Annotated in this window: 23 protein-coding genes; 10 read left to right on the top strand and 13 right to left on the bottom strand. The window is 43.3% G+C overall.

Annotated elements, in window-relative coordinates; all coding sequences use genetic code 11:
• Positions 1-236: 236 nt before the first annotated feature.
• A complete protein-coding gene (locus tag GNIT_RS13925) occupies positions 237-2,222 on the top strand; it encodes a lytic transglycosylase domain-containing protein (RefSeq protein ID WP_014109901.1) in 1,986 nt (661 codons plus the stop codon).
• A 157-nt stretch (positions 2,223-2,379) separates the two neighbouring features.
• A complete protein-coding gene (gene pepQ, locus GNIT_RS13920) occupies positions 2,380-3,705 on the top strand; it encodes a Xaa-Pro dipeptidase (RefSeq protein ID WP_014109900.1) in 1,326 nt (441 codons plus the stop codon).
• A gap of 117 nt (positions 3,706-3,822) precedes the next feature.
• On the opposite strand, the gene ispB is transcribed toward pepQ, so the two are convergent.
• Positions 3,823-4,794, bottom strand: a complete 972-nt coding sequence (ispB, locus tag GNIT_RS13915) for an octaprenyl diphosphate synthase (RefSeq protein WP_014109899.1) — start codon at positions 4,792-4,794, stop codon at positions 3,823-3,825.
• Positions 4,795-5,044: 250 nt separating this feature from the next.
• Here ispB and rplU point away from each other — a divergent pair, with 250 nt between their 5' ends.
• The 4 genes from rplU to folA all read left to right on the top strand — a co-directional run bounded on the left by rplU (position 5,045) and on the right by folA (position 7,699).
• The gene (gene rplU / locus GNIT_RS13910; protein ID WP_014109898.1) at positions 5,045-5,356 is read left to right on the top strand and encodes a 50S ribosomal protein L21; all 312 of its coding nucleotides are present in this window, start codon (positions 5,045-5,047) and stop codon (positions 5,354-5,356) included.
• A gap of 15 nt (positions 5,357-5,371) precedes the next feature.
• Positions 5,372-5,629: a 50S ribosomal protein L27 gene (gene rpmA, locus GNIT_RS13905; protein WP_014109897.1), complete on the top strand. Its 258-nt coding sequence runs from the start codon at positions 5,372-5,374 to the stop codon at positions 5,627-5,629.
• A gap of 412 nt (positions 5,630-6,041) precedes the next feature.
• The gene (gene cgtA, locus GNIT_RS13895; protein ID WP_014109895.1) at positions 6,042-7,217 is read left to right on the top strand and encodes an Obg family GTPase CgtA; all 1,176 of its coding nucleotides are present in this window, start codon (positions 6,042-6,044) and stop codon (positions 7,215-7,217) included.
• A 5-nt stretch (positions 7,218-7,222) separates the two neighbouring features.
• Positions 7,223-7,699: a type 3 dihydrofolate reductase gene (gene folA / locus GNIT_RS13890; protein ID WP_014109894.1), complete on the top strand. Its 477-nt coding sequence runs from the start codon at positions 7,223-7,225 to the stop codon at positions 7,697-7,699.
• Here folA and GNIT_RS13885 read toward each other — a convergent pair.
• The 10 genes from GNIT_RS13885 to GNIT_RS13840 all read right to left on the bottom strand — a co-directional run bounded on the left by GNIT_RS13885 (position 7,680) and on the right by GNIT_RS13840 (position 15,982).
• Positions 7,680-8,201 carry a hypothetical protein gene (locus GNIT_RS13885; RefSeq protein WP_014109893.1) on the bottom strand — a complete coding sequence of 174 codons (522 nt, stop codon included), beginning with the start codon at positions 8,199-8,201 and terminating at the stop codon, positions 7,680-7,682. The genes folA and GNIT_RS13885 overlap by 20 nt on opposite strands.
• Before the next feature lie 15 nt (positions 8,202-8,216).
• Positions 8,217-9,131 (bottom strand): RNA polymerase sigma factor RpoS, encoded by a 915-nt coding sequence (gene rpoS / locus GNIT_RS13880; RefSeq protein WP_014109892.1) that lies wholly within the window; start codon positions 9,129-9,131, stop codon positions 8,217-8,219.
• 83 nt (positions 9,132-9,214) lie between these two features.
• Positions 9,215-10,060, bottom strand: coding sequence for a peptidoglycan DD-metalloendopeptidase family protein (locus GNIT_RS13875; RefSeq protein WP_014109891.1), 846 nt, complete (start codon positions 10,058-10,060; stop codon positions 9,215-9,217).
• Between the two features lie 7 nt (positions 10,061-10,067).
• Entirely contained in the window at positions 10,068-10,646 is a 579-nt protein-coding gene (locus GNIT_RS13870) for a YqaA family protein (protein WP_041246443.1), read from the bottom strand.
• Complete coding sequence (locus GNIT_RS13865; RefSeq protein WP_014109889.1) at positions 10,643-11,281, bottom strand: protein-L-isoaspartate(D-aspartate) O-methyltransferase; 639 nt, start codon at positions 11,279-11,281, stop codon at positions 10,643-10,645. Before GNIT_RS13865 ends, GNIT_RS13870 begins: the two co-directional genes overlap by 4 nt.
• Before the next feature lie 209 nt (positions 11,282-11,490).
• On the bottom strand, positions 11,491-12,666 hold the full coding sequence (gene truD, locus GNIT_RS13860; protein WP_049786941.1) for a tRNA pseudouridine(13) synthase TruD: 1,176 nt from the start codon (positions 12,664-12,666) through the stop codon (positions 11,491-11,493).
• 4 nt (positions 12,667-12,670) lie between these two features.
• Positions 12,671-13,150, bottom strand: coding sequence for a 2-C-methyl-D-erythritol 2,4-cyclodiphosphate synthase (gene ispF / locus GNIT_RS13855; RefSeq protein WP_014109887.1), 480 nt, complete (start codon positions 13,148-13,150; stop codon positions 12,671-12,673).
• Positions 13,138-13,908 carry a 2-C-methyl-D-erythritol 4-phosphate cytidylyltransferase gene (gene ispD, locus GNIT_RS13850; RefSeq protein ID WP_014109886.1) on the bottom strand — a complete coding sequence of 257 codons (771 nt, stop codon included), beginning with the start codon at positions 13,906-13,908 and terminating at the stop codon, positions 13,138-13,140. Before ispD ends, ispF begins: the two co-directional genes overlap by 13 nt.
• A 2-nt stretch (positions 13,909-13,910) precedes the next feature.
• Positions 13,911-14,195, bottom strand: coding sequence for a cell division protein FtsB (gene ftsB, locus GNIT_RS13845; RefSeq protein ID WP_014109885.1), 285 nt, complete (start codon positions 14,193-14,195; stop codon positions 13,911-13,913).
• A 29-nt stretch (positions 14,196-14,224) separates the two neighbouring features.
• Complete coding sequence (locus GNIT_RS13840; RefSeq protein ID WP_014109883.1) at positions 14,225-15,982, bottom strand: TIGR03545 family protein; 1,758 nt, start codon at positions 15,980-15,982, stop codon at positions 14,225-14,227.
• 409 nt (positions 15,983-16,391) lie between these two features.
• On the opposite strand from GNIT_RS13840, the gene putA reads away from it, so the two are divergent.
• On the top strand, positions 16,392-20,192 hold the full coding sequence (putA, locus tag GNIT_RS13835; RefSeq protein ID WP_014109882.1) for a bifunctional proline dehydrogenase/L-glutamate gamma-semialdehyde dehydrogenase PutA: 3,801 nt from the start codon (positions 16,392-16,394) through the stop codon (positions 20,190-20,192).
• A 127-nt stretch (positions 20,193-20,319) separates the two neighbouring features.
• On the opposite strand, the gene GNIT_RS13830 is transcribed toward putA, so the two are convergent.
• Together GNIT_RS13830 and GNIT_RS13825 are read right to left on the bottom strand one after the other, a co-directional pair.
• On the bottom strand, positions 20,320-20,850 hold the full coding sequence (locus tag GNIT_RS13830; RefSeq protein ID WP_014109881.1) for a trimeric intracellular cation channel family protein: 531 nt from the start codon (positions 20,848-20,850) through the stop codon (positions 20,320-20,322).
• A 160-nt stretch (positions 20,851-21,010) separates the two neighbouring features.
• The gene (locus tag GNIT_RS13825) at positions 21,011-21,625 is read right to left on the bottom strand and encodes a TIGR04211 family SH3 domain-containing protein (protein WP_158307654.1); all 615 of its coding nucleotides are present in this window, start codon (positions 21,623-21,625) and stop codon (positions 21,011-21,013) included.
• Positions 21,626-21,783: 158 nt separating this feature from the next.
• Between GNIT_RS13825 and GNIT_RS13820 the strand changes: the two genes are divergently transcribed.
• The 3 genes from GNIT_RS13820 to ahpF all read left to right on the top strand — a co-directional run bounded on the left by GNIT_RS13820 (position 21,784) and on the right by ahpF (position 26,174).
• Positions 21,784-23,340, top strand: coding sequence for a CYTH domain-containing protein (locus GNIT_RS13820; RefSeq protein WP_238526902.1), 1,557 nt, complete (start codon positions 21,784-21,786; stop codon positions 23,338-23,340).
• A 375-nt stretch (positions 23,341-23,715) separates the two neighbouring features.
• A complete protein-coding gene (ahpC, locus tag GNIT_RS13815) occupies positions 23,716-24,279 on the top strand; it encodes an alkyl hydroperoxide reductase subunit C (RefSeq protein WP_014109878.1) in 564 nt (187 codons plus the stop codon).
• A gap of 305 nt (positions 24,280-24,584) precedes the next feature.
• Positions 24,585-26,174, top strand: coding sequence for an alkyl hydroperoxide reductase subunit F (gene ahpF / locus GNIT_RS13810; RefSeq protein ID WP_014109877.1), 1,590 nt, complete (start codon positions 24,585-24,587; stop codon positions 26,172-26,174).
• Positions 26,175-26,214 lie beyond the last annotated feature (40 nt).

Here is a 26,214-nt window from a genome sequence, read left to right as displayed (position 1 = left end):
TCTCCTGTGACATTTACAAAACGCGTGATAGAAATTGTTAAGATAAACCACCATTTTCCGATAGGTGACTTATACTATTGTTGAACTGTCTGCCATATAATATGGTACTACTTAAGATAGAACATTCGGACAGATGATCAACATGGGTCTTAATACTACGTTTTCAAGCACTCATTGTACCAGTTATTTTTTTGTTTATTTAATGTAATTAATTATCAACTACGACGGGAACCCCATTGTCTAACGCTATCGCTCCTTTTAACTGCATTATTTTGCTAGTCAGCATTTTTCTTTCTAATGCTGCCTTTTCGTTGGAAAACAAATCGCCAGAAGAACAACTGGTGAGTCAACGCGCTGAGTTTTTGAGAATTGAAAGGCACATATGGAATACGAGTGACGAAGATTTTGTTCAACGGGTAATACATCTAGGGGATTATCCTCTCGTACCGTATCTGATAGAAACCAAAATTTTACACGATCTAAATACCGATAAAGCGGACCAGGTTCGTGCATTTCTTAGAGAGTACGCCGGCACTCCTCTTGAACGTCGAATTTTGCGGCCTTGGTTGCGTTATCTTGCCAAAAAAAATCGCAAAAGTTTATTCATGGAATTTTATACGCCAGTTGGCGACACCAACTTAGCTTGTCAATATTTACGGTATCAAATCGAAGATGGCGAAAGTAAAGCGGAATTGCATCCTCAAATAGCTGAACTTTGGAATGTCAGTAAGTCACAGCCGAAAGACTGTGATCCGCTCTTTAAAATATGGCAAGCGGAAGGGGGGGTGACCGAGGGATTAATACTCCAGCGAATTGCGAAAGCTGCCAACGGTGGACAACACTCTATCATTAATTATCTGAAGAAATTGTTGCCTGACGAGAAAAGGTATCTTGCCGATTTATGGAAGAAAACAAGAAGATCTCCTTCTACAGTTATTCAATTAAACGAGTTCAAAGGCCAGTATCCAGAGATTGAGGCAGAAATTATTACGTATGGTTTGGGCCGTTTGATATGGAGAGATAAAGCTGCTGCTCTTAAAACATGGGAAGAGGCACAAACGAAGTTTGCGTTTTCTAACGAGCAAAAAGCACATGTTGCGAACAAGTTTGCGATCAGTATGGCGATTGCTAAACATGAAGATGCCGAAGCTTGGCTTGTGACTTCAGAGAGCTTAGAGCTAGACCCCGAGGTATTGCGTTGGCATCTTGCGATATTATTGAAGGATCAAAACTGGTCGAGCATTATCAACTTAGTCGAAAAAGCCTCCCCTACGCTGACGAGCGCCAGTGAATATCAATATTGGTTAGCGCGAAGTTATGCAGCGCTTGGTAATGAAAGTAAGGCCAATGAGTTATTTCAACAATTGGCGAGTGAGCGTCATTATTACGGGTTTTTAGCCAGTGCAAAGCTAGGACAATCATTTAATTTTCAGGATCAGCCTCTGGTTATCGCACAAGAGGTGGTTGAGCGAATTCAGGCGTTGCCGAGTGCCAAGCGCGCATTTGAACTTAAGGAGCTTGAGCGATTCCATGAGGCGAGATTAGAGTGGCGCTTTGTGCAACAGCAGTTGGACGATCAGGAAAGGCTTGCATCAGCCGTTATTGCGGGACAATGGGGCTGGCACGATCAAGCAATATTCACGTTCGCAAATACGGGTTATTTAAATGATGTGAATAGACGTTTCCCGATGGCGTACTCAGAGATCCTGATCAAAGAAGCTGAACGCAACAAAATCGATCCAGAATGGGCATTTGCCATTGCACGACGAGAAAGCTCGTTTATGAGTGATGCGGTTTCGTCCGCCAAAGCGTTTGGTTTAATGCAGGTATTACCATCAACTGCGCGGTATTTAGAAAAGAAACGAGTATCCGACCGCTCACTCATGAATCCAAATACGAATGCAAAGTTGGGCAATAAGTATCTGCGTTACCTGATGGATAAAGTCGATAATAATACGCTGCTTGCAACGGCATCATATAACGCAGGCTGGAGTCGAGTAAAAAGCTGGTTACCTGAGAGCGAAACCGTGGGTGCAGACTTGTGGGTGGAAACCATTCCCTATCGGGAGACTAGAAACTACGTCAAAGCGGTCATGGCCTATAAGCAAATCTACCAGCACCAGCTATTTGAAATTAGTGACTCAAAAACACCAAAGCTGGTGAAAGACTCAGTATTTGGCGAGTTAGTGCAAATGCAAATTCCTATAAATGTGGGAGATTAATAGTAGTTGATTAAATATGTGAAGCTGCACAAGCAAGTTTTTCATACGCCGCTGACAAATAAATCACGGCATGATAGCCTTATAAGGCAGCTCACACCGCAAAAAACGATGTACTAATCAAGTAAGATTGAAATTTATACTCTAAACGAGGACGCCAATGTCAAGCCACTCCGCATCTTATGCTGAACACATTAAGGTTTTACAAGCTCGCACACTGGAAGCGATACAGCGAGAAAGTATTGATGGTTTAATTATTCATTCAGGACAAGGCAAGATCATGTTCTTAGATGACAATTATTATCCATATAAAGTGAACCCCCAATTTAAAGCATGGCTTCCTATTGTTGATAATCCTTGCTGCTGGTTAGTCGTCAATGGCGTTGATAAACCAAAACTTATTTTTTACCGTCCGGAAGATTTTTGGCATAAAGTGCCTCCCGAGCCAAATGAGTTTTGGGTTGAGCATTTTGATATTGTGTATCTAAAGCAAGCTAATGCCGTTGAGAAACACCTTCCTTATGACAAAGTAAAATACGCTTACGTGGGCGAATACATTGAAGTTGCTAAAGCACTTGGATTTGAGTTGGTGAATCCAGATCGTGTCCTCAACTATTTGCATTGGCAGCGAGCTTACAAAACCGAATATGAACTTGAATGTATGCGCCAAGCCAATACAATAGCTGTCGGCGCGCACAGAGCTGCAAAAGCCGCATTCTTCGATGAAAAAAGCGAATTTGACATCAACAGTGCGTATTTGCGCGCAGCAAGACAGGGCCACAATGACGTTCCTTACAACAATATCGTGGCGTTAAATGAAAATGCAGCAATTCTGCATTACATGCAAACAAATTCTGTTGCACCTTCAGATTTTCGAACATTCCTAATTGATGCGGGCGCAAGTTATCATGGCTATGCAGCAGATATTACGCGCACATACTGTGCAAAAGAACACGAATTTGCGGATTTAATTAAAGCCGTTGATAACTTGACTATTCAGCTTGCTGAGCAAATGAAGCCAGGCTTAAGCTATGTTGACATCCACCTAGCAGCGCATGCTGGTATCGCGCAAATACTGCATGATTTTGGTGTCGTCAATTTGTCGGTACAGGATAGTTTAGAGAGCGGCATAGTGAGCACCTTTTTCCCACATGGGGTTGGTCATTTCTTGGGCCTTCAAGTCCATGATGTTGGTGGACACATCAGAGATGATCGCGGCACTCCAAACCCACCACCAGAAGAGCACCCATTTTTGCGCTGTACTCGCACTATAGAAGCTCGACAAGTTTTCACTATCGAGCCCGGTTTATATTTTATTGATAGTCTTCTCGCTAAGTTGAAGGGCTCAGAGCAATCGAAATATATCAATTGGAACGTAGTCGATGAGTTTCGACCGTTTGGCGGTATTCGCATCGAAGACAACATTATTGTGCATCGTGAACGCAATGAAAATATGACGAGAGAGTTAGGGCTGGGAAGCGAATAAAATTCCCCGCCCAAGTCTAAACTGTTTGGGGCGAGCATAATTAACGGCCCCAATACATTGCTGAATGGTTATTGCTTAAAACGTCACTGCTTAAAACACAGCGAATCGTCTACAACATCAGTGGTTTCTATTAACCGATAAATCCGCTAAACCGATTAAGGCTTCTTTAAACTTGCTGTCGGGGATAATGCGTAAAGCATCTTTCGCTTTTTGGGCTTCAATTTCAGCACATTCTTGCGTGTAGGCTAATGAGCCGGTGCTTTGCATGACCTTTAGTATATGCTGGAAATGAGGCATACCGTTTGCATTTTCAATAGCATCTCGTATTAATTTCGCATCGTCTGCACCGCAATGCCACATCGCATGTAGGAGCGGCAAGGTCGGTTTACCCTCAGCAAGATCGTCACCCGCGTTTTTACCCATGTCATCGGCCTCGGCGGTATAGTCAAGGACATCGTCAATAAGTTGAAAAGCGGTACCTAGATGTTTTCCATAAGCCTGCATGGCAGATTCAATTTCGGCATTTTGATCGGTTAATATCGCTGCTAGTTGAGTTGCCGCTTCGAATAGTCTAGCCGTTTTACTGTATATGACTTCTAAATAGCTTGCTTCAGTGGTATCCGGATCGTTGCAATTCATTAATTGCATTACTTCACCTTGTGCAATTCTATTGGTCGCATCAGATAAAATATCCATCACTCTCATGCGTTTCAAACTAACCATCATTTGAAAAGCGCGTGAGTATAAAAAATCACCCACTAATACACTTGCCTGATTGCCGAATACTGCATTAGCAGTCTCTCGCCCACGTCGCATTGTCGACTCGTCTACAACGTCGTCGTGCAGTAGGGTAGCGGTATGGATAAACTCAATAATGGCTGCTAGCGTGTGATGCTCTTCGTTCTTTACATCGAGTGCACGAGCCGCTAAAACAGTTAATAATGGACGTAAGCGCTTGCCACCGCTGTTAACGATGTAAAAACCAAGCTGATTAATTAGGGCTACGTCTGAATCAACTTGCGTTTGTATTAGTTTATTAACTGCCTGCATGTCTGCTGCAGAAAGTGTTTGAATACTTTCTAAATCCATATTGAACTCGGTTATGCCCTGTTATAAAGCAATATAATTGATGCGCGTTATTGTACATTAATCTATAATGCCATGCACAAAAGTGATGCAAATAAGCAGCATTTTGCTTGTTTTATGAGACTTTTTAAAACTAATTGAAGATTGCCTAAATAAAATTCAGTTTTATGCTTGATAGATTACAATCCATAACGTACAATTCGCGCCCTGTTTTTTGAATAAAAGCGCTTGTATGCGCAGAGCGGAGAAATATATGTACGCGGTTTTCCAAAGTGGTGGTAAACAACACCGTGTGGCCGAAGGTCAAACCGTTCGTCTTGAGAAGATTGAAGTGGCTCCTGGTGAGTCAATTGAATTCGATAATATCTTGATGATCAGCAATGGCGAAGACGTAAAAATCGGAACGCCTTATGTTGCTGGTGGTAAAGTTACAGCTGAGATCGTTACTCACGGTCGCGGCGAAAAAATCAAAGTAGTTAAGTTCCGTCGACGTAAGCATAGTCGCAAGCAGATGGGACATCGCCAGTGGTTCACGGAAGTGAAAATCACTGCAATCAACGCATAATAGGAGCGCTAACTCATGGCACATAAAAAGGCTGGTGGTAGTACCAAAAACGGTCGCGATTCAGAAAGTAAACGTCTTGGCGTTAAGCGCTACGGCGGTCAATCTGTATTAGCAGGTAATATCATTGTTCGTCAGCGTGGAACTAAATTCCACCCTGGAGACAACATGGGTATTGGTAAAGATCATACTCTATTCGCACTTTCTGCGGGTAAAGTACAGTTCGACATCAAAGGCCCAAAAAACCGTAGATTCGTCAGCATCATTGCTGAGTAACTCGGTCTAAAGCATATCGGAAACCCCGCTATCAGCGGGGTTTTTTTTGTGTTGCTTTTTATTATTGTTTTGAGGCAATTCGGTATCTAAGTAGTAAACTGTCATTGTATGCACAAGCCCCCCTTCGCAAAACCGCATCAAGGTTATCCTTGGCCTGCATTCTAATTTCATCTCTGAAATTTGAAAACTTTTGAAAAGGGGCTTATGCATACATTGGCTCTTACATTTGACTTTTCAGCAACGTGTTGACTATGTTAATCAAGAGTATCGAGTGTAAAGATTTGAATTGTTTCAAGTTTAAAACTGGTTTAAAGACCAGTTACCAGTTTAGTAAAAACTGTTATACTTACAAAGTAATTTCGTGTGAAGGCAACATGCTGACATGCACCAACCACAGGTTTAGAGAAAAGATATGAAGTTTGTTGATGAAGCAGAAATACGCGTAGAAGCTGGCGACGGTGGTAACGGCGTTATTGGGTTCAGACGCGAGAAATACATACCTAAAGGCGGGCCTGATGGTGGTGATGGCGGTGACGGCGGTAGCGTCTACCTTGAAGCCAACGAAAACTTGAATACCCTGATTGATTATCGTTTCGAACGTTTCCATCGTGCGCAGCGTGGCACTAATGGACAAGGTGCAGATTGCACCGGTCGCGGTGGTGAAGATTTAATATTGCCAGTTCCAGTAGGTACACGTGCCACAGACAAAGAAACTGGGGAGCTTTTAGGTGATTTGGTCAAACATGGCCAACGCATGAAAGTAGCGCAAGGAGGCTATCACGGTCTAGGTAACGCTCGATTCAAGAGCAGCACAAATAGAGCGCCTTACATTAAATCAAACGGCACACCCGGCGAGATACGCAAGCTTTCTTTAGAGCTTATGCTGCTTGCTGACGTTGGTATGTTAGGCATGCCCAACGCTGGAAAGTCGACCTTTATTCGCTCGGTTTCTGCCGCTACACCAAAAGTAGCTGACTATCCATTTACAACATTGGTGCCTAATTTAGGTGTTGTTCGTCTCGATACTCAAGCGAGTTTTGTGATTGCTGATATTCCAGGGTTAATTGAAGGAGCTTCAGATGGTGCTGGTCTCGGTATCCAGTTTTTACGACATCTTGAACGCTGCAGAGTATTAATCCATTTAGTGGACATTATGCCTGTAGATGGCTCAGACCCCGTCGAAAATGTGTTAACGATTGACAACGAGCTTGACAAATATAGTCCAAAGCTAGCGGCAAAACCTCGCTGGTTAGTGTTCAATAAAATCGATTTAATGTTGGAAGATGAGGCTGATGCCTTGTGCGCTGACATTGCTTCTCGATTAGGTTGGGAAGACGACTACTATAAAATTTCGGCCTTCCAAAAGCTGAACGTAGATTTACTTTGCCAAGACATTATGGAATTTATTGATTCACTTCCACCTGAAGAAGAAATGTTCAATAAAGAAGAAGAACCAGCGTTTAAATGGGACACCTATCACGAGCAAGTCATTGCTGAGCATCAAAACGATGACGAAACTGATGATGACTATGATGATGATGATTGGGATGACGACGATTATGACGTCGAGGTTATTTACCAAAAATGATATCAATGATTGCCGCCATGGCGAACCATCGCATCATTGGCGCTGACAATGACATGCCTTGGCACTTACCTGCTGATTTGAAGCATTTTAAGGCTATTACTATGGGTAAGCCTGTGCTCATGGGTAGAAAAACGTATGAGTCGATTGGAAAGGCTCTTCCTGGTCGTCCAAACATCGTTATCACTAGCAATGAATCTTATTCGCTAGATGACGCAACGGTTGTTCATTCTATTGAAGCGGCTATGCAAAAGGCTGCTGCTTTCGACGAAGTCATGATCATTGGTGGCGGCAGTATATACGAGTCGATGCTGTCACAAGCACAGCGCCTTTATCTTACCTTCATTGATTTAACAGTGGATGGTGACACGAAATTCCCAGATTACGAAGCGAACGCAAACTGGCAGGAACTTTCCCGAGAAACTCACCAAAAGGATGATAAAAATCCTTACGACTACACCTTTGTTACGCTTGAGCGAGCTTAAGTTTTCTGGTCAATGACATACTATAAGAATAGCCATAAACTGCGCTGAAAAAGACTGACGGAGCCACGGTCAGCCATAAGTTCGGCGTCATAAACGCGACATTCACACTTATCACAAATATACTCTGTACGGCAATTGCCGGCATTGGTGTGAGCAACGCACCGGGCAAACATGTTCCATCGCACGCACGCTCAATTTTTCTCAGCGATGTTTCAACCGTTTTTGTTGTTAGACATTCTTTGCTAAAGAAAGCGGGTCTTGTCATTGAAGGGATCATAAAAGGTAGGCAATATTGTTTGTTGCTTAACATTTTGTAGGAAAGTTCTAGCAAGAAGGTGAATACTAGCGTGATAATGCCGCTATAAGTTCCTTGCACCAATGCGGCTTTGTATAAAACTTGCGTATTATCAGTCACCAAGCTGTTAGCGTAGTAAGCCCATAATGCATAGAAAAAAAACGCAACTATGCCTGAGATTGTCAGTCGTATTAGAGAAAATGTCATTTGGTTTAGAAAAAATCATCCTTCGTAGGTAAATAATGACTCTATATCAAGACCTTGGTGACGCATAATTTCTTTCAAACGCTTTAAAGCTTCAACCTGTATCTGACGAACACGCTCTCTCGTCAAGCCTATTTCAACACCCACGTCTTCCAAAGTAGCAGGCTCGTGGCCTAGCAAACCGAATCGTCTTGCTAACACTTCTCGTTGTTTAGGATTAAGTTCCTGCAACCATTTGATAATGTTTAGCTTCATGTCATTAGTTTGCAGCTGATTTTCAGGTCCGCTTCCTTGCTCATCTGCAATTATGTCCAGTAGCGCTTTGTTCTCATCATCGCCGCCAATAGGGGTATCAACAGAGTTGATGCGCTCATTTAACTTAAGCATTTTTTGAACGCTAGCAATTGGCTCACCCGTTGCCTCAGCAATTTCTTCCGCAGTGGGCTCATGATCAAGCTCTTGCGAGAGTCTTCTCGCCGTGCGCAAATAAAGGTTGAGCTCTTTAACGATGTGAATAGGTAGGCGTATAGTTCGTGTTTGATTCATCAACGCACGCTCAATAGTTTGACGGATCCACCAAGTGGCATATGTCGAGAATCGGAAACCCCGTTCCGGATCAAACTTTTCAACGGCACGTATCAGGCCTATGTTGCCTTCTTCAATTAAATCTAGAAGCGCTAAGCCTCGGTTGTTGTAGCGACGAGCAATTTTAACGACTAGGCGAAGATTACTAACGATCATTCGTTCACGAGATTTTTCATTGCCTTTCAACGCTTCGCGCGAAAACATCACTTCTTCTTCTGCGGTGAGCAGGGGCGAGAAGCCAATTTCACCTAAGTACATTTGAGTGGCGTCAAGCTGCTTTGTGCTGACATCCTCAGCATCAGTTGTAGTTTTAAGTTCTTTTGTTTTGCCAATTAGTTCTATAGACATTGTTCATCACCTATTAGCTTCGTTGCGTTAATTCAGTGATAGGCAGGAAAACAGATCCGATGAAGGACAAGCCCATTAGGTCATTATTTCTTGGGTAAAAAACTGAGGGGATCGAGTGACTTCCCTTTGCGACGAATTTCAAAATGTAGCATAACTTCACTAGAACCAGTGCGTCCCATGCTTGCAATCTTTTGTCCTTGCTTAACATAACTTTGTTCACCAACTAAAATCATATCGTTGTGCGCGTATGCGCTGAGTAAGTCGTTATCGTGTTTTATGATAACTAAGTTTCCATATCCCTTTAGCGCGTTTCCTGCATAAACTACCTTGCCACTCGCTGCAGCAAATATTGGTGAATTCAAATCACCTTTAATATCTAATCCACGATTGGTCCCATCACTACCGACTACTGCAGAAGTAGACTTGCCGGATGCAGGCCAAATCCAATTGACTTGTCCGTCAGTTTTATTCGAGCGTTCGACTTCGTTTTTTGATTTTTTTCGATGGATTTTTTGTTCACTTCCACCATACGCCTGTGGTCTGGATGGGTCAACTACAACTTTAGTCGTGGCATTTGAGTTTTCCCTTACCCCTTTGTTTTCACTATCGTTATTTTTAGCTGAGGGAGTTAGGGCTAGTGTTTGACCTGGAAAGATGTTGTAGGGGGCTTGTATATTATTAAATTTGGCGATATCTCGATAATCATTTCCGCTGTAAAATGCAACAGCAAACAGCGTATCTCCTTTTTGTACTTGATAAGTTTCACCCTCAATTTCGGTCAGGTTATTTTGCTTTGCGATGGTGGTATTTAACGAAACAACGGGAGCGGGGTTCGAGCGTCCACTGCAGGAAACGATAAGCATAAAACAGAACGCTGCGGCCCCTATTTTTGTGATAAACAGCAGCTTTTGTTTTACCCAGCAAAGCATTTTTTTATTACCTAAATATCAAATAGAGCACAACGGCGGCAGCAACTGTGCCCCAGCCGATTACTTCTATGTATTTTCTCAGTTTCGCTTCCATCATGGGACCACCGTATTTCATTAATGCAGCGACTAGAAAGAAGCGCAAGCCCCTCCCGACAGCTGAAGCAACGATAAAAGGCACGATCGCCATCTGTAAGAAACCAGCGCTGATGGTAAATACTTTATAGGGAATTGGAGAGAAACCAGCCAAGAAGACCACCCATACACCATATTCTTCAAACCAAAGCGAGGCTTGGTTAAGTTTGCTTTGGTAGCCCATCTCGACGACTAAGGGTTGAATAAACGATTCGAATGCGAAATAACCCAAAATATATCCCAGAATACCGCCAAGAACGGAGGCCACTGTTGTGACTAGCGCGAAGCGCCAGGCTTTTTCCGGCTGGCTCAACGCCATTGGCGCTAACATCACGTCTGGTGGAATAGGGAAGAACATGGATTCGGAGCAGCTTAACCCCGCGAGATACTTCTCAGCGTGCTTGTGCTGCGCCCATTTTAGGCACAGCGTGTAAAGGGTATCAAATACTTTCACAGTAAATCACCTGCAACCAGCGGCACGAAACGAACCGATTCAATGGTCTTTTCGATGAATTCTTCTCCTTGGCGATCAATGCATTTCAAACTTTGATTTTCGTCGCCGACCGGAATAATTAAGCGGCCACCGTCGTTTAGTTGATCCAGTAATGCTTGTGGTAGCTGGGCTGCTGCGGCCGTTACGATAATACCATCGAATGGCGCTTTACTTTGCCAGCCTTGCCAGCCGTCACCGTGCTTCATGGAGATGTTATGAAAGTCGAGTTGATTCATACGGCGTTTGGCTTGAAACTGCAGCGCCTTGATGCGTTCAACAGAGTAGATGTGTCCAAAAATGCCGGCCAAAATAGCGGTTTGGTAACCAGAACCCGTGCCAATCTCTAGAATTTTCTTGGGAAGCACCGGTGCGTTTAGCAATAGCTCCGTCATCTTCGCCACAATATAAGGTTGCGATATAGTCTGCCCTTGGCCAATAGGTAGGGCTGTATTTTGATAGGCCTTATGCTTAAGCGCGTCAGGAATAAAAATTTCACGTGGTGTTTTCGCGATAGCGTTTAATACTCTGTTATCGCTGACACCCTCTTGTTCTAATAACTGCGCAAGCTGAAGGCCTTTGCGTGATGATATTGCCATTTCTATTCCTACTTCATCGTTTCTTTGGTAATTAAGCAAATGCTTATTCTATGGCATGCCGTCCTGGTTAACGGTAATGGCATGACAGGCCAATCATTATTATTTACAGCGTCTACGTTCGTGTGTTCACTCTTTTTGTCCAAGTGATAAGCTCATTGCCTAACAAAATTGTCATGTTTATGAATTCGCAGAATTGAATAGCGATAAGTTTAAACATTCAGTAGTTCCCTCACAATGGAAGTAGCAAAACAACCAGCGGGAAGCGAAAACTGCATCTTGAGCGTGTTATCTTCTATTTGCCATGTGAAATCTTGCGGAACAATTCTAATAGCCCTTCTTTCTTGCTTTAAACCTAGCGCATTTAGTGCTTGTGTAATATCTGGAAATCTTCCTGCACAGTTCAGCTCTAAATCCTTCGCGGCTTTGACTGTATGTAGTTTCCCGTCACCCCAAAGTGGAGCAGTGATACTTATGTCAAACTCAGCTAAGCGCTGCAGTATCTTGGCTTGCTCTGCTTCATCATCGAAGAGAAAAAAGCTGTTTGACCCACTGAGCTGCATCGCATCACCAAGCAGTGCTTGATGAAAACGATCTTGCACTATTCGTTCATGAATAATTTCATTGAACAACCAGCTTCTCAATGCCGAAATAGCCATAGAGCGTTTGTTACGATTACGAATTGCTTCGCCGCTTATCAGTTTTTCGGCTAAGGCAAGGTTGCCGCCTTGGCGCAAGCTGTGAGTGCTAGTTGATTGTTTTGAACCTGTTTGTTGCGGCCCTGTTTGCTCTAACTCTTTTGGCTGAGGCTCCGTTGGCTGATGCTCTTGGGATGCGATCCGTATTTCACCGAAACGCTGGCTACCATAATAGTTAGGCGCTCCTTGGTGTTTGATAAGCTCAAGTCTGTGCGTTAATGCGTCGAAAAAGGGAGCTGCACTTGACTCGATATTATGCTCTATATTCGGTCTTAAGTTTCGCAAAATGAGTTCGAATCTATTGCCTTTGAGAACACCGACCCGAAGCTTACGATCGTTGCGCGTCACTTTTAAAATTTTTGCGCCATCGAGCTGGAATTCATCCCAGTTAGGTTCTTTTTTGTTGGCGATATGCACCCCAAACCACTGTCGCGTAAGCGCGAACTTATCTTTTCTACCAGCGTAGGTTATATCGCGTAGCTGCAGTTTGCTGAATTTTGCCAATGATTCAGCCACGAATGCGGTGTTCAAGTTTGTCTTTTCTAACCACAGAAAGATATGCTCGCCTTCGCCGCTCGGTTCAAAACCGAGCTGTTCTTCAACAATGAAATCGTGCATTTCTTGTTTGAGATCAGCGTAACCTAGCGAATCACCATACAACCTAGACCAGTGTGAAATAGATAGTGACATTCGGCTATCTACGCGGACATATGAGAACGACAGCGTGGCAGGCAATACCCTCTTCACGTCCTACAAAGCCAAGCCCTTCAGTCGTCGTCGCTTTAATGCTGATATCTTTTACAGAGACGCCCATAACATCTGAAATTGCTTCACGCATGAAGTTAATATGCGGTGCCATTTTTGGCGCTTGAGCTTCAATCGTAATGTCTGCGTTGCTCAACATATAGCCCAAATCTTGAACACGTTGATAAACTTGTCTTAAGAGTTCAAGACTACTTATATTCTCATACGATTTATCGCTGTCTGGAAAATGATGGCCAATATCACCCAACGCCAATGAACCAAGCAGTGCATCGCACAGCGCATGCAAAGCTACGTCACCGTCAGAATGTGCAATCAAGCCCCGTTCATGAGCAATGCAAATACCACCAATGGTGATGGGACCCATTCCACCAAATTTGTGTACATCGTAACCATGGCCTATACGGAACATCTGTTGCCTCCTTGCTTACTATTTTCATTCATGTTTGAGGATATATTATTACTTAAGTAAAACGCCGCTAGCGCTAGGTCGCTTGGACGCGTTATTTTTATATTTGTGCTGCGCCCTTCAATAAGCTGAATGCTCGCGTTGGTATGCTCCATTGCGGAAGCTTCGTCGGTCATTTTGATGCCACTGTCTTGTGCTAGTTGAATTGCAGCAATCAATTTCTGAAGGGGAAAAAACTGAGGTGTTTGCGCTTGCCAAAGCTGAGCGCGATCGACCGTTTCTGCTATTTCAAAAGTGGCGATTTTTTCGGACTGCGTCGCTCTTTTTATTGTATCACTGACGGGAACTGCCAATATCGCGCCATCGCAGGTATTTTCGCACGACAATAAGTCATTGAGTTCACTGTGGGTTACACAAGGTCTAGCAGCATCGTGCACCAACACCCAAGAATGCAAGCTTGACGGAACTTTACGTAAACAATGTTGCAAACCACTTAAGACTGAATCAACTCTCTCAGTGCCACCGATAACGACGTCAACTAATGGACTATCTGCTACTCTTAGTGATGCAAACGTGCTGTCTTGTGGATGTAAAACCACTACGACACTTTGAATTTGCGGGTGAGACAGCAACGCGTCAAGCGTATGCTCGATAACAGTTTTATTCCCGATGGTAAGATATTGTTTAGCTACCGTTGACTGCATTCTACTGCCAATACCAGCGGCAGGAACAACGGCGACATATGTTTTTACTGCTGTCAAAATTACTGCTCTTGGGGCAAAATTCGATAAAAAGTTTCGCCTTCTTTAATTAGGCCGAGTTCGTTGCGTGCTCTTTCTTCAATCGACTCTAAGCCCAATTGAAGATCGCTAATATCAGCTTGAAGCAGTGCGTTTCGTTGTTTTAAATTCGCGTTTTGTTGCTGCAGTTCTTCTACTTCTGACTTCATCATGTTGTAGTCGGCAATGCTATTTTTGCCGAACCAAAGGCGAGCCTGCAATAACCCGAGCAGGGAAATCAATATGACGAGTATCCATCTATTGCGCATAGCTCAATCCTTAATGGTGTTATTACTTGTTAATTACCAAGCAATTTGTCGCTTAACTTATTCAGCAACTTATCTTTTTTCTTATCTAATGCATTGCTCATTTGCGCTTTTAACAACTCATTTAGGGTTTCAGAGTCGCCTTGCGCAGCAGATAAAAGAGCATCGACAGAGGCAAGTTGTTCGCCCGACTGACCTAATTGCTCGGCAACTTTTGCATTCAGCTTACTTTTCAATTCGCCTAGTTTACCAGAACTATTGCCAGTCAAGCCACTAGAAAGGGCTTGCAGCATTTTTTTATCTAAATCGGACTTCACTTTTATTGATGGATTGCTCAGCTTTCCAGAAAAGTCTGTGACCAACTCTAGCTCAGATAAGCCTGAAATGATTTCGGCGATAGCACTGGTTAAATCATTGTCGCCTGTCGCTTTCAGCTTCAGGGCGCTAAGGTCGAATACTGATGAGCCAGAAATCTTGCCATCAACTACGTTCAAACCACCTTTACTAGCGAGTATGCCAGACTCAAGCAATGCATTGAGTTTTTGTTTGGATTCTGCTGGAACCAATTCAACAGCGTCTAACACAAGGCCATTGATGTCCCAGTTTTGAACAGAATTCACCTTGCCCTGAATGATTTCAAAGCTACCTTTTAAGTCAATTTTATTCCAGTTGTTGGCTTTGCTTGAATTGATTAAAAATGTAGTTGGATTACCAACGATCGCGTGTTGGTCGGTAATGTTTTGCCAATCTGTTTTTATTTGCTCGTCCTGCCATTTAATATTGATGGCGGCTTTTTTTATCCAAACGTTGGGTAATCCATCATCAACTGCGGTTTTTTCTACAACGGTTTCATCTGAATTACCGGATAACATATCCATCGCAAGCAATAAGCCCTGAGTATACATTTTGGCTTTCTCGCCGAACAAATGCTGCGTTACTTGTCCAATGGCACCCTCATCTCCGGCAACCAAACCTTTCAGCAGAGCATAGTCTTCTTGAGGTGCTGATTTGAGTGCAGAGACCGAACTTGCTGAAGCGGCTTTGGCTTCTTTCGCAAGGTCAACAAATTCGGAAATGTTGTCTCTATCCTTTTTTATCGCTTCTTTTATTTCGTCGAATTCTTTTTTAGCGGCAGCCAGTTCAACCGGGTTTTTATAATCGGTTTCTTTCAGTGCCTCAATTCTATCTTTGTAAGCGCTTAACTTATCTTTGCTTGGCAGCGCTGCATATTTGTCTTGAATCGGTTGCTTGTATTCTTCCACAACCTTTTGCGCTTCTACTATGGCTGCTGTGGTTTTCAAGGGCGACTTCGCTAATACTTCATCGACGCTGGGTAAGTCTGCTAAGGTTGGGAATGCAAAATTGGACGCTTGGGCATCAGGTTGAACATAGACTGCGCCAGCATTTGCACGCTTGGTATCAAATTCCACATCTTGCACAATAAGTTCATTTACAATGAGTTTTTTGTTCAGCAGCGGCATGAAATCGACATCAGCTTTCAGCAATGCAATTTCAACCTTGTTGCGGATAGGGTTGACGTTGTCTGTGGCTTGTAATCGACTGAGTGTTAGGCCAAATGGGAAAAAGCTATGATCAACGGATTCTAAATTCACTTCTGCTCCAGATGCATCACCGAGAGCGTTCTGTGCCAGTGATTTAAAAAGCGTATTGGCAAACAGCAAATAAAGAATGACGACAACTGCAATACTGCCTAAAGGGATGGAAATCCAGAGTGATATCTTACCGCATTGCCTTGCTTTCGAAAGTGAAGATAAACGATGCCTAAACATGGAATAGTCCTTATTGTGTTTATGAATAACGCTGATGAATATCACAGTTTGCTAGCAGGCAAACGAATGACGAAAAAAGGCCGTGGCACATGCTACTCAACCTTCTATATTTTCGTTCTGAACAATCATAGCTGATTAGCTTACAACAACCAATGAAAACGCGGTTTTGTTTGTGCTTTTTTATTAAAAAATAAAGCTGATAACAGAGGGGAATAAGAACCTGAAACATTAGTTGACGAAATCATCTGGAATTTTTGTTTACAAAGGTAGTTTTTCGCTTCGATAAAGCTTATCTTACGAACACTTTTTAAGCTGTAATGCAAGTGCATCGACAGCATGATAAAATACAGACAAAATTAGCAGGGTTAGCGCAATAAAAACGACGCTAATACAACCGTGAGGCGATTAAATGTTAGTGAACAATAGTATCAGTAATGCATGTCCTACCCGTCAGAAAATACGTGATTTTTATCGAATCAGCGAATCGGAGGCTATTGAGCATATACTTCCTGAAGCTGAGGTAAATATGGCCGCTCGCTCACGCGCTTGGGAGCGCGCTCGAACCATGGTGTTACAAATTCGCCGCGAGCAAGAGGGTCACGGTGGGGTTGATGCGCTATTGAACGAATATTCACTATCGACAGCAGAAGGCGTTGTTTTAATGTGTTTGGCTGAAGCCTTGCTGCGCGTGCCAGACAAACATACTCAGGAAGAACTTATTCGAGATAAGCTTTCAAAAGGAGAATGGACGCCTCACTTGGGTAACAGCGACTCTCTATTTGTTAACGCCTCTGCTTGGGGACTGTTGTTCACGGGCAGCATGGTAAAATACGCAGACAAACGCAAATCAGAACAGTTTGGATTGCTTAAAAAGACCATGGGCCGCTTAGGTGAACCCGTTATTCGTCGTGCAATGAAGATTGCGATGAAAGTCATGGGTCGTCAGTTCGTCATGGGCGAAAATATTGAAGATGCTGTGAAAAGAGCTGCTGAAAAAGAAACGCAGGGTTACGTGTATTCTTATGACATGCTAGGCGAGGGCGCGAGAACAGCTGATGATGCTGCGTATTACTATAATGCTTATGAGCAAGCGATTAAAGTAATAGGTAAGGCGGCTAAAGGGCGTGGGCCGCGCAGAAGCCCTGGAATATCAGTTAAGCTTTCAGCCATTCACCCCCGCTATGACTTCGCAAAATACGACCGCGTAATGGATGAAATTCCTGCGAAGTTGAAAGCGCTGTGTTTACTGGCGAAGCAATATGACATTGGGTTAACTGTTGACGCTGAAGAATCAGAGCGCCTTGATATATCGCTTGATATTATCGAGAAAGTATACAGCGATCCCGATTTAGACGGTTGGGATGGTTTTGGTTTGGCGGTGCAGGCATATCAAAAGCGCGCTATTTTTGTTATCGAGTGGTTACGAGAATTGAGCCTTAAAGTAGGCCGCAAAATCATGGTCCGCTTAGTGAAAGGTGCCTATTGGGATACCGAAATAAAGCATACTCAGCAGGGTGGTTTTGAAGACTTTCCTGTGTTTACTCGCAAAACATCTACCGATGTTTCTTTTCACGCCTGTGCAAATAGAATGTTGGCTTATCGCGACAGCATATACCCGCAGTTTGCAACGCATAATGCCTACACAGCCTCGGTAATAATAGAGCTTGCAGGAGATGACAAAGAAGGCTTCGAATTCCAGTGTTTACATGGAATGGGTGATTCATTATACGATCAGGTCGTGACTCAAGACAAAATACAGTGTCGTGTTTATGCCCCGGTCGGTTTTCATGAAGACCTATTAGCTTATTTGGTTCGTCGTTTACTAGAAAATGGTGCTAACTCATCGTTTGTTAACGCAATTGTAGATGATAGTCAGCCTGTTGAGTCATTGCTTGAGGACCCGGTTGAGCGCACACAGCGTCTTCAAGTTCGAGAGAACAAGCAAATCTCTATGCCGGTCGATCTGTACGCACCTTACAGAGCTAATTCACGTGGCTTCGATATCTATGACGTTAATGCCACCCAAGCTTTATCTCTGCGCCTAGAAAAATGGTTTGAAGGACACGTTCAGGCCTTAGGAGACGTGCAAGAATCAGAGAATAAAATCATAGTTCGTAACCCTTCTAAGTTAGACGAAATTGTAGGCGTACATCAGTATCATTGTAAAGCTGATATGCAGGCTATGCTTGAACGCACAACAACAGCATTTGAGACTTGGTCACAGCAGCCCGTTGAAGAAAGAGCGGATTTGCTAATGCGCATCGCTGGCATTCTTGAACGCCATATGGACGAACTAATAGGCCTTTGTATAAAAGAGGCAGGAAAGGTCACCTTAGATAGCATTGATGAAGTGCGCGAAGCGGTCGATTTTTGTCGCTATTATGCGGTTGAGGCCAAACGACTTGACCCTGAGGATCGCTTAAAGCCGCGTGGTGTTGTGCTATGTATTAGCCCTTGGAATTTCCCTCTCGCTATTTTCATGGGGCAAGTGGCAGCTGCGTTAGTGACGGGCAATACCGTTATTGCAAAACCCGCAGAACAAACCAGCTTAATTGCAAAGCGTGCTTTAGAGTTGATGATATCTGTCGGCCTACCTGAAGATGCTGTCAATTTGGTGATTGCAAAAGGTCCTGACGTCGGTGACGTGCTGTTGCCAGATGAGCGCATTCAATGTGTTATGTTTACAGGCTCAACACAAACTGGCTCGTTGATATCACAAATACTAGCTGCTCGCGGCACAGAACAAGTTCCTTTAATTGCAGAAACGGGCGGTCAAAACTGTATGATCGTCGACTCAACTGCGCTTCCAGAGCAAGTGGTTGATGACGTTATTGCTTCAGGTTTTCAAAGTGCAGGTCAGCGCTGTTCTGCCTTACGAGTATTGTTTGTGCAGGAAGATATCGCGGACGATGTTAGTGATATGATTATCGGTGCTATGAAAGAGTTATCGCTAGGTGACCCTTCGTTTTTGTCGAGTGACATCGGACCGGTTATTGATGAAAAGGCATTAAAAACACTTAACGACCACGTTGAATACATGAAGGAACATGGAAAATTACTGCACAAATGTGAGTTGCCTAAAGAAAATGGAAACTTTTTTGCTCCCCATTTCTTTGAAATCGATAACATTGACGTATTGAAAAAAGAGGTCTTCGGTCCTTGTGTGCATTTAGTCCGTTTCAAAGGTAAAGAAATCGGCAAAGTGATCGATCGAATAAACAGCACCGGTTTTGGTTTAACCATGGGCATACACTCACGCATTGAAGAACGAGCTTACGAGCTAGCGCGTCTTTCAAGAGCAGGTAACGTTTACATTAACCGCAACATGATTGGCGCTATTGTAGGTGTACAACCATTTGGTGGACGAGGGCTTTCAGGTACGGGTCCAAAAGCTGGCGGTCCAAACTACCTGCCTCGCTTGATGAAAGAGAATGCGACGCCCATAAAGGCGTCACAAGTTGAAAATTATGCTGATGATGTTGCTATTCAAAGTGATTCAGTCGCAGTAACCGAGGCTAATAAACTAATGTCGTCGGCAATGGGAATCGAAAATCAGTGGCGCTTAACGCCTTTGAATGATCGTATTTCGTTTGTGCGCCAATTGCTTGCAAAAATTGCTCATGTTGAAAGTGTCGAAGAGCTTGCCGATGATTTAAATAAAACACTGGCGACAGCGAGAACACAGTTGATTGCGATTGAGCGGAGACTGCGTTCACCAATGCAGTTGCCGGGGCCGACTGGTGAATCGAATACCTTGCACTTAGAGCCTCGAGGCGTGTTGGTTTGTTTCGCCGATAAAGACGTTAACTTCTCTTATTGGGTATTGTCGATTGTGACTGCTTTGGCAACTGGTAACCCCGTTATTTCAGTAGTGTCTGACGTGTTTTATGAAGAAGCATTAACCTTCAAAGATAAGTTGGCTAGCACAGGAGCACCAAATCACGTTTTCCAAGTTGCTAATTTACGTCACTTAGAAGCATTGCTAATGAATGATGGACTAGCGGGTGTGGTTGTTGACAGTCGGACCGATAGAAGCGCGTATATTTCTGCAAAATTAGCAGAAAGGCAGGGCGCAATACTACCGGTAATTACTGCTGAGTATAACGACAATTTGATCCAACGTTTGGTTACCGAAAAGACGATCAGCATCGATACGACAGCATCTGGTGGCAATACGTCATTAATGACTTTGGTGGAAGACGACGAATAACGCTTGATTCGATTAGCTTAGCTAATTGATGAAGGCTCATTGGTGAAGATCGGTTTATATAAACGGGGTATCAAAAGCAGAACAGGACAGCCTGTTCTGCTTTTTTTTGAGGCCGATGTAGACTAGCTCAGACCAAGCCTTTGTGCGCAGGCATTGAAAGCTTAGTTACAATAGCGATAGCACGAACAGTAAATGCTACAACACAACCAATGCCGATGGCGTAAATGCCGATAATGCCAAGTAGACCAAAACAAACGCAGTAGGCAATTGCGCCGCACAGTGATGCAGTAATATAAATTTCTTTTTGAAAGACTACGGGAACATCATTCAAAATAACGTCACGAACGATACCGCCTAAACACGCACTAAAGACACCCATAATGACCGCAACTGGAATTTCAGCGCCCAGCCTTAACGCCTTCTCCGCACCTAGTACACTGAACAAAGCCATACCTACCGCATCGGCCCATAGTAAGGCATTTGATTTGCGGGATATTTGTTGGGTTGCGAAATAAGTAATCACAGCAGACACACTGCATATGACGACATAATACCAATCGACAAGCCAAAATACCGGCACGTCCAGTATTACGTCGCGTAACGTGCCACCGCCAATGCCGGTCACATTACCGATAAAAACAAACCCTACCCAATCCATTTTTTCTTAGCGGCTAACAAGGCACCAGAAACGGCAAATGCAGCCGTGCCTGCTATATTAATAATCAGCAAAAATAGTAGCATGTTATCGACCTTTTATTGATTGCATGGCTTGGATCTGGGCTAAAGTCGCGAAAGGCGAATTTGCACAAGACAATAATTTACAGCAAGGGATTTGATTTGCCTTTTTTGCGGCCAAATAAACCTAATAAATAGCCAATAACAACGCTTATCAAGGCTAATATGGCGCCGCGAGTAAACCACAGCATTTGGTCGCTTCGTCCTTTTTGGGCAATGCGTCTTTCTAATTCTGCATTTTGTTCTAGGATTTTGGTAAGGTTTCTGTTCAGTGCGATCTTTTGTTGTTCAGATTTAGCAAAGTCGTCGATAGCAGTGTTCATTCGCGCCTGCATCACCCTCATTTCTTCTTGTTGCGTTTCCATCTTTTCGCTTGCTTCTGCAAGTGCCACTTTGTTTGATGGGTCGCGACTTACAAACTTTGATTCAACCCAGCCTGTGCGCTCACGATCATCTTGTATCTGAGCATAACCGGCCTCTCTATCTACTTGTAAAAGAGAGATAGTTGTTCCTGCGTTAATTGACCCGATAATGCGAAAATCGCGACCAGGACCAGCATGCAAAAAGATAAATAACTCGTCTGAAATATAGCGAATTTCTCGATCTTCATCGGGCGCTATTGTATCTGGTGAAGAAGATTGAGCGTTTGCATAGGAATAAAATAAAGTAATAGAAAAAAATAAAATCAAAAAACGCATATCGTCTGCAGTGAAAAAATAAGATGACAGCGATTTTAGGTCCTCTATCACCATTTCACAAGGCCAGATTTGGTATTAGAAGCGATAACAAGGCAATCTTTGATAAGGTACCGGGATGCCGCTGCTATTTGCTAGTTTGAACGTTGAAAGGTTTGCGCGTGCAGGCATTCGAGGATATGGTACAGGAATATTCGACACGACCGTTTAATTGGCAAGTTAAGACCATGGAAATTGAATTAAAACTCGTTGCAGACCAAGACGCCCTCAGCACATTTGAACAAACATTATTGCCCAAGTTAAAAGGTAAGGTAACGCGCAGCGCGTTTGATGTGTTTAACGACTACTACGATACGCCTGAGCAGTTTTTGGGAAAACGCAAAATGGGCTGTCGTATTAGACGGGTAAACGATCACATTGAGCAGACAATAAAAACCCAAGGAAAAGTCGAAGGTGGCTTACACCAACGTCCTGAATATAACGTTAATCTCGACAAAGCTCATCCAGACTTAGAAAAGTTTGATTCCGAGATATGGGCTGATGATATCGATATCGAAGATGTTAACCGTCAACTACAGGTACAGTTTTCAACCCATTTTCATCGCGTTACGTTTGATATTATAGATGGCGAAAATCATCTTGAACTCGTTTTTGATAGCGGCGAAGTTAAACATAGCTTGGGTACATTACCGATTGGAGAAATTGAGATTGAACTGAAAGCAGGCATGCCAACGGCACTCTTTGACTTGGCCGATGAGATTAGCAAAGTGACACCTGTGCGATTGAGCAACGTCACTAAAGCTGCGCGGGGCTATCAACTAATGAACGGCGCTGTTGCAGAAACAGTTCTACTTCCCAACTTTTTAGACTTAGATGAGGAAGACAGCACAGAAGATGCCTTATGTAAGGCCATTGAATGTGCTTTGTCTCATTGGCAGCATCATGAATACGTGTATTTGCAATCGGGGCATATCGATGCGCTCAAAGAAATCGCGCAAAGCGTCCAGCTGCTGCTACAAGGTGTGTCTTTGTATTTACCCGTGTTGCAGTGTCAAGAATTGCTCAACTTACATAAACAGCTGCTTGTTTTGTCGGATCAATGGTCATGGCAAGACGACTTACAGTGCATTCGTAAACTGCGCTCTAATAAGGGGCCGTTTAGTCGCCGTATACCTAGACATCAAGCGTTAATGAGCTATTTGAACGGGCGCCGCGAGGGCTTGCTAACGGTGCAATCACCCGAACAGCTCTTAGTTTCGATGGAAAGCAGTCAAGTGCAGTTAGGTGCATCTAGGCTGCTTATTGAAAAGCCGTGGCAAGCACAAGCGACAGGTCATCAAATTCCAGTGCTAAAACATGCAAAAGGTTGGTTGTCGCAGGGCTGGCAAACCGTTATGCAAAGCTTACCGTCTAAAGTTGAAATGGACTATACCAAATATATTGCGCTTGAGGTTTTGTTGCGCCAAACATTGCTGAACGGATTCTTACTAGCAGGTTTGTTCGCAGAGAGCCGCGGAAAGTTTAGAGCGCCTTGGTTGGATTTAGTTGAAGGGATTGATGAGGTTAAAGCGCTGTTGTTTTTGCGCCGTGCGCTCGAGGAAGTTGATATTGAAGACGCTGAAGACTTGGATGATTGGATTGATGATAAGCTAAGTAGTGTTATCACCGTGATGGAGAAAAGTCGAGAAGTAGCAATGAGCGCTGAGACCTATTGGTAACTTGACTTATTTTAGCTTAAAAATTTTACTGTAACCTTGAATTACTTCCCTCCCGCAACAATATCGATCCGGATAGCAATTCGCGGTGTAACTATTGAGTCAACATCGCGTTTGCCGAACAAAAACCTCGTCTGGTAAAGTTCGTTGGATGAGTAATCTTGATTAGATACCCATGATTCTTATCTTTTTGCCGATGTGTTTGGATACATTTATGGATAGTCATAGATGTAATCGATTTAACTGGTTAAGAGAATCGATTTTATTCAATTTATTTATTTACCAAAACCGCTTATCTTTATATCAAGCAAAACGGTAAGCGTTTTTAGCAAGATATTTAGCAATCTTAATTTTAGCAACCTTAAAAGGAATCAAACCATGACAATGATTAACAAATCAATCCCTGATTTTAAAGTAGAAGCTTTCCACGATGGTGAGTTCAAAACTATTACTAGCGAAGATGTAAAAGGCAAGTGGTCTATCTTTGTATTCTATCCGGCCGATTTCACTTTCGTATGTCCAACTGAATTAGAAGATATGGCTAAAAAGCATGAAGAGCTATTAGGTCTTGGTGTTGAAGTTTACTCTGTATCAACTGACTCACACTTTGTACATAAAGCATGGCACGACACAAGCGAAGCGATTGGCAAAATCAAGTATCCAATGCTAGCTGACTCGACAGGCGCTCTGACTCGCGCGTTCGACATTATGATTGAAGAAGACGGTCGTGCATTGCGCGGTACATTCTTAGCGAACCCTGAAGGTATCATCAAAGTTGAAGAAGTTCATGACCTAGGTATCGGTCGTTCAGCAGCTGACATGGTACGTAAAGTCAAAGCAGCACAATATGTTGCGAACAATGACGGTGAAGTTTGCCCAGCAGCATGGGAACAAGGCCAAGCAACGTTAACACCAAGTCTTGATCTTGTTGGTAAGATCTAAACTCAGTTAGCAAGTATGATTGGGGAGCACTCGCTCCCCAATATTTTCAAAGCGCGGCGCGACAAATAAACATAAAGCGCGGCACAGACTGCTTTTAGAGATGACAACATGCTAAAAAGCGAAAGATTGATAGAAAGAACTTGAGAGCAAAGGCTTTCACCCTTTATTTAGATAAATACCAAATAGCTGATACAAGGCTCAAATTCATTGAGTCGGCTTTATTTCGGTCTTTTTTTGATGAAACAACTTATAAGTAAATGGTGAAACCCTTTGCTGAAACCCAATTAAAGTGAAAGGAACTAACAATGTTAACAACAGATATTTTAAAAGCTTTAGCGCAATATACAGCAGACATGAAACATGCAGTTACCCTGGTATTACAAACCGGAGAGCATGAAAAGCGTGCTGAACTGAAAGAAATGCTGACTCAGTTTTCTTCAATTTCAGACAAAATTACGCTTGAAGAGCGTGACGACTCTGCTCGTCTGCGTAGCCCAGTTAGCTTCGGTTTAGAAGTGAACGGAAAGCCAAGCGGTATTACATTTTCTGGCGTACCAGGCGGACATGAGTTCAACTCATTTGTGTTAGCGGTACTTCAAGCCGGTGGCGTGAAGCTCAAGTTGAATGAAAGCATTCAGAATATGATCAAGAAGGTAACGAAACCACTTAAATTTCAGGTATACGTTAGCTTAAGCTGTCACGCATGTCCTGACGTCGTCCAAGCAATGAATCAGTTTGCTTTATTGAACGATAATATTGAAGCTGAAATGATCGATGGAAGCGTTTACCCAGATCTAGTTGAAGAAAATGGTATTCAAGGCGTGCCGACGGTATTTATGAACGGCAAAGTATTTGCGACGGGTCAAATAGATACAGCAAAATTAATTGATAAGTTGACAGAAGCACAACCCGAAATGTTGGAGGCTAACGACGCTGCTGAGCAACTTCCGATGCAAGACGTTACGATTATTGGCGGTGGTCCTGCTGGCGTTGCAGCTGCAATATATTCGGCGCGAAAAGGTTTAAAAGTGACAATCGTTGCAGATCGTTTTGGTGGACAGGTTAAAGATACTATGGGTATTGAAAACTTAATTTCAGTCACAAAAACAACGGGTCCACAGTTAACCACTTCATTAGTGGAGCATTTGAAAGCTCATGAAGTCACCGTCCGTGAGCATTTACGTGTGGACAAAATTGAGAAAGGTGACATCAAAACCTTGACCCTGACGTCAGGTGAAGTGATTGAAACTAAAACGATTATCATCGCGACTGGTGCGAATTGGAGAGAGCTAGGCGTTCCGGGTGAGAAAGAAAATATCGGTAACGGTGTGGCATACTGCCCGCACTGCGATGGGCCTTTTTACAAGGGTAAGGACGTTGCTGTGATAGGCGGTGGGAACTCGGGCGTTGAAGCTGCGCTAGATTTGGCTGGCATCGTTAAGTCTGTCACTGTATTTGAGTTTTTACCTGAACTGAAAGCAGACCAAGTGCTAATTGACCAAATCAACGCGCGAGATAATATCAAAGTTATCAAAAACGCGGCGACCAAAGAAATTCATGCTCAAGATGGTAAAGTTAATGCCATTGAATATACAGACCGAGCCACTAATGAAGCTCATAAATTAACGCTTCAAGGTGTATTCGTGCAAATTGGTCTAGTGCCAAACAGCACGGTGTTGAAGGGCGTGGTCGACCTCACTAAACATGGTGAAGTTATTATTAATGAGAAAGGTCAAACAAGCGAAGCAGGTATATACGCTTGCGGTGACGTAACAACCGTTCCTTATAAGCAAATCGTAATTGCGATGGGCGAAGGCGCAAAAGCGTCACTGGCTGCTTATGATTATATCTTAATGAGTAAACCAGTTAAGAAAGAAGAATCTGTAGCTGCATAATAAAAAGTGAAGTTAATACTAAGCTATTAAACTCGCTGAG

It is taken from the genome of Glaciecola nitratireducens FR1064 (assembly GCF_000226565.1).
GTDB classification, from domain to species: domain Bacteria; phylum Pseudomonadota; class Gammaproteobacteria; order Enterobacterales; family Alteromonadaceae; genus Glaciecola; species Glaciecola nitratireducens.
This window is presented reverse-complemented; position numbering and strand designations above follow the sequence as displayed.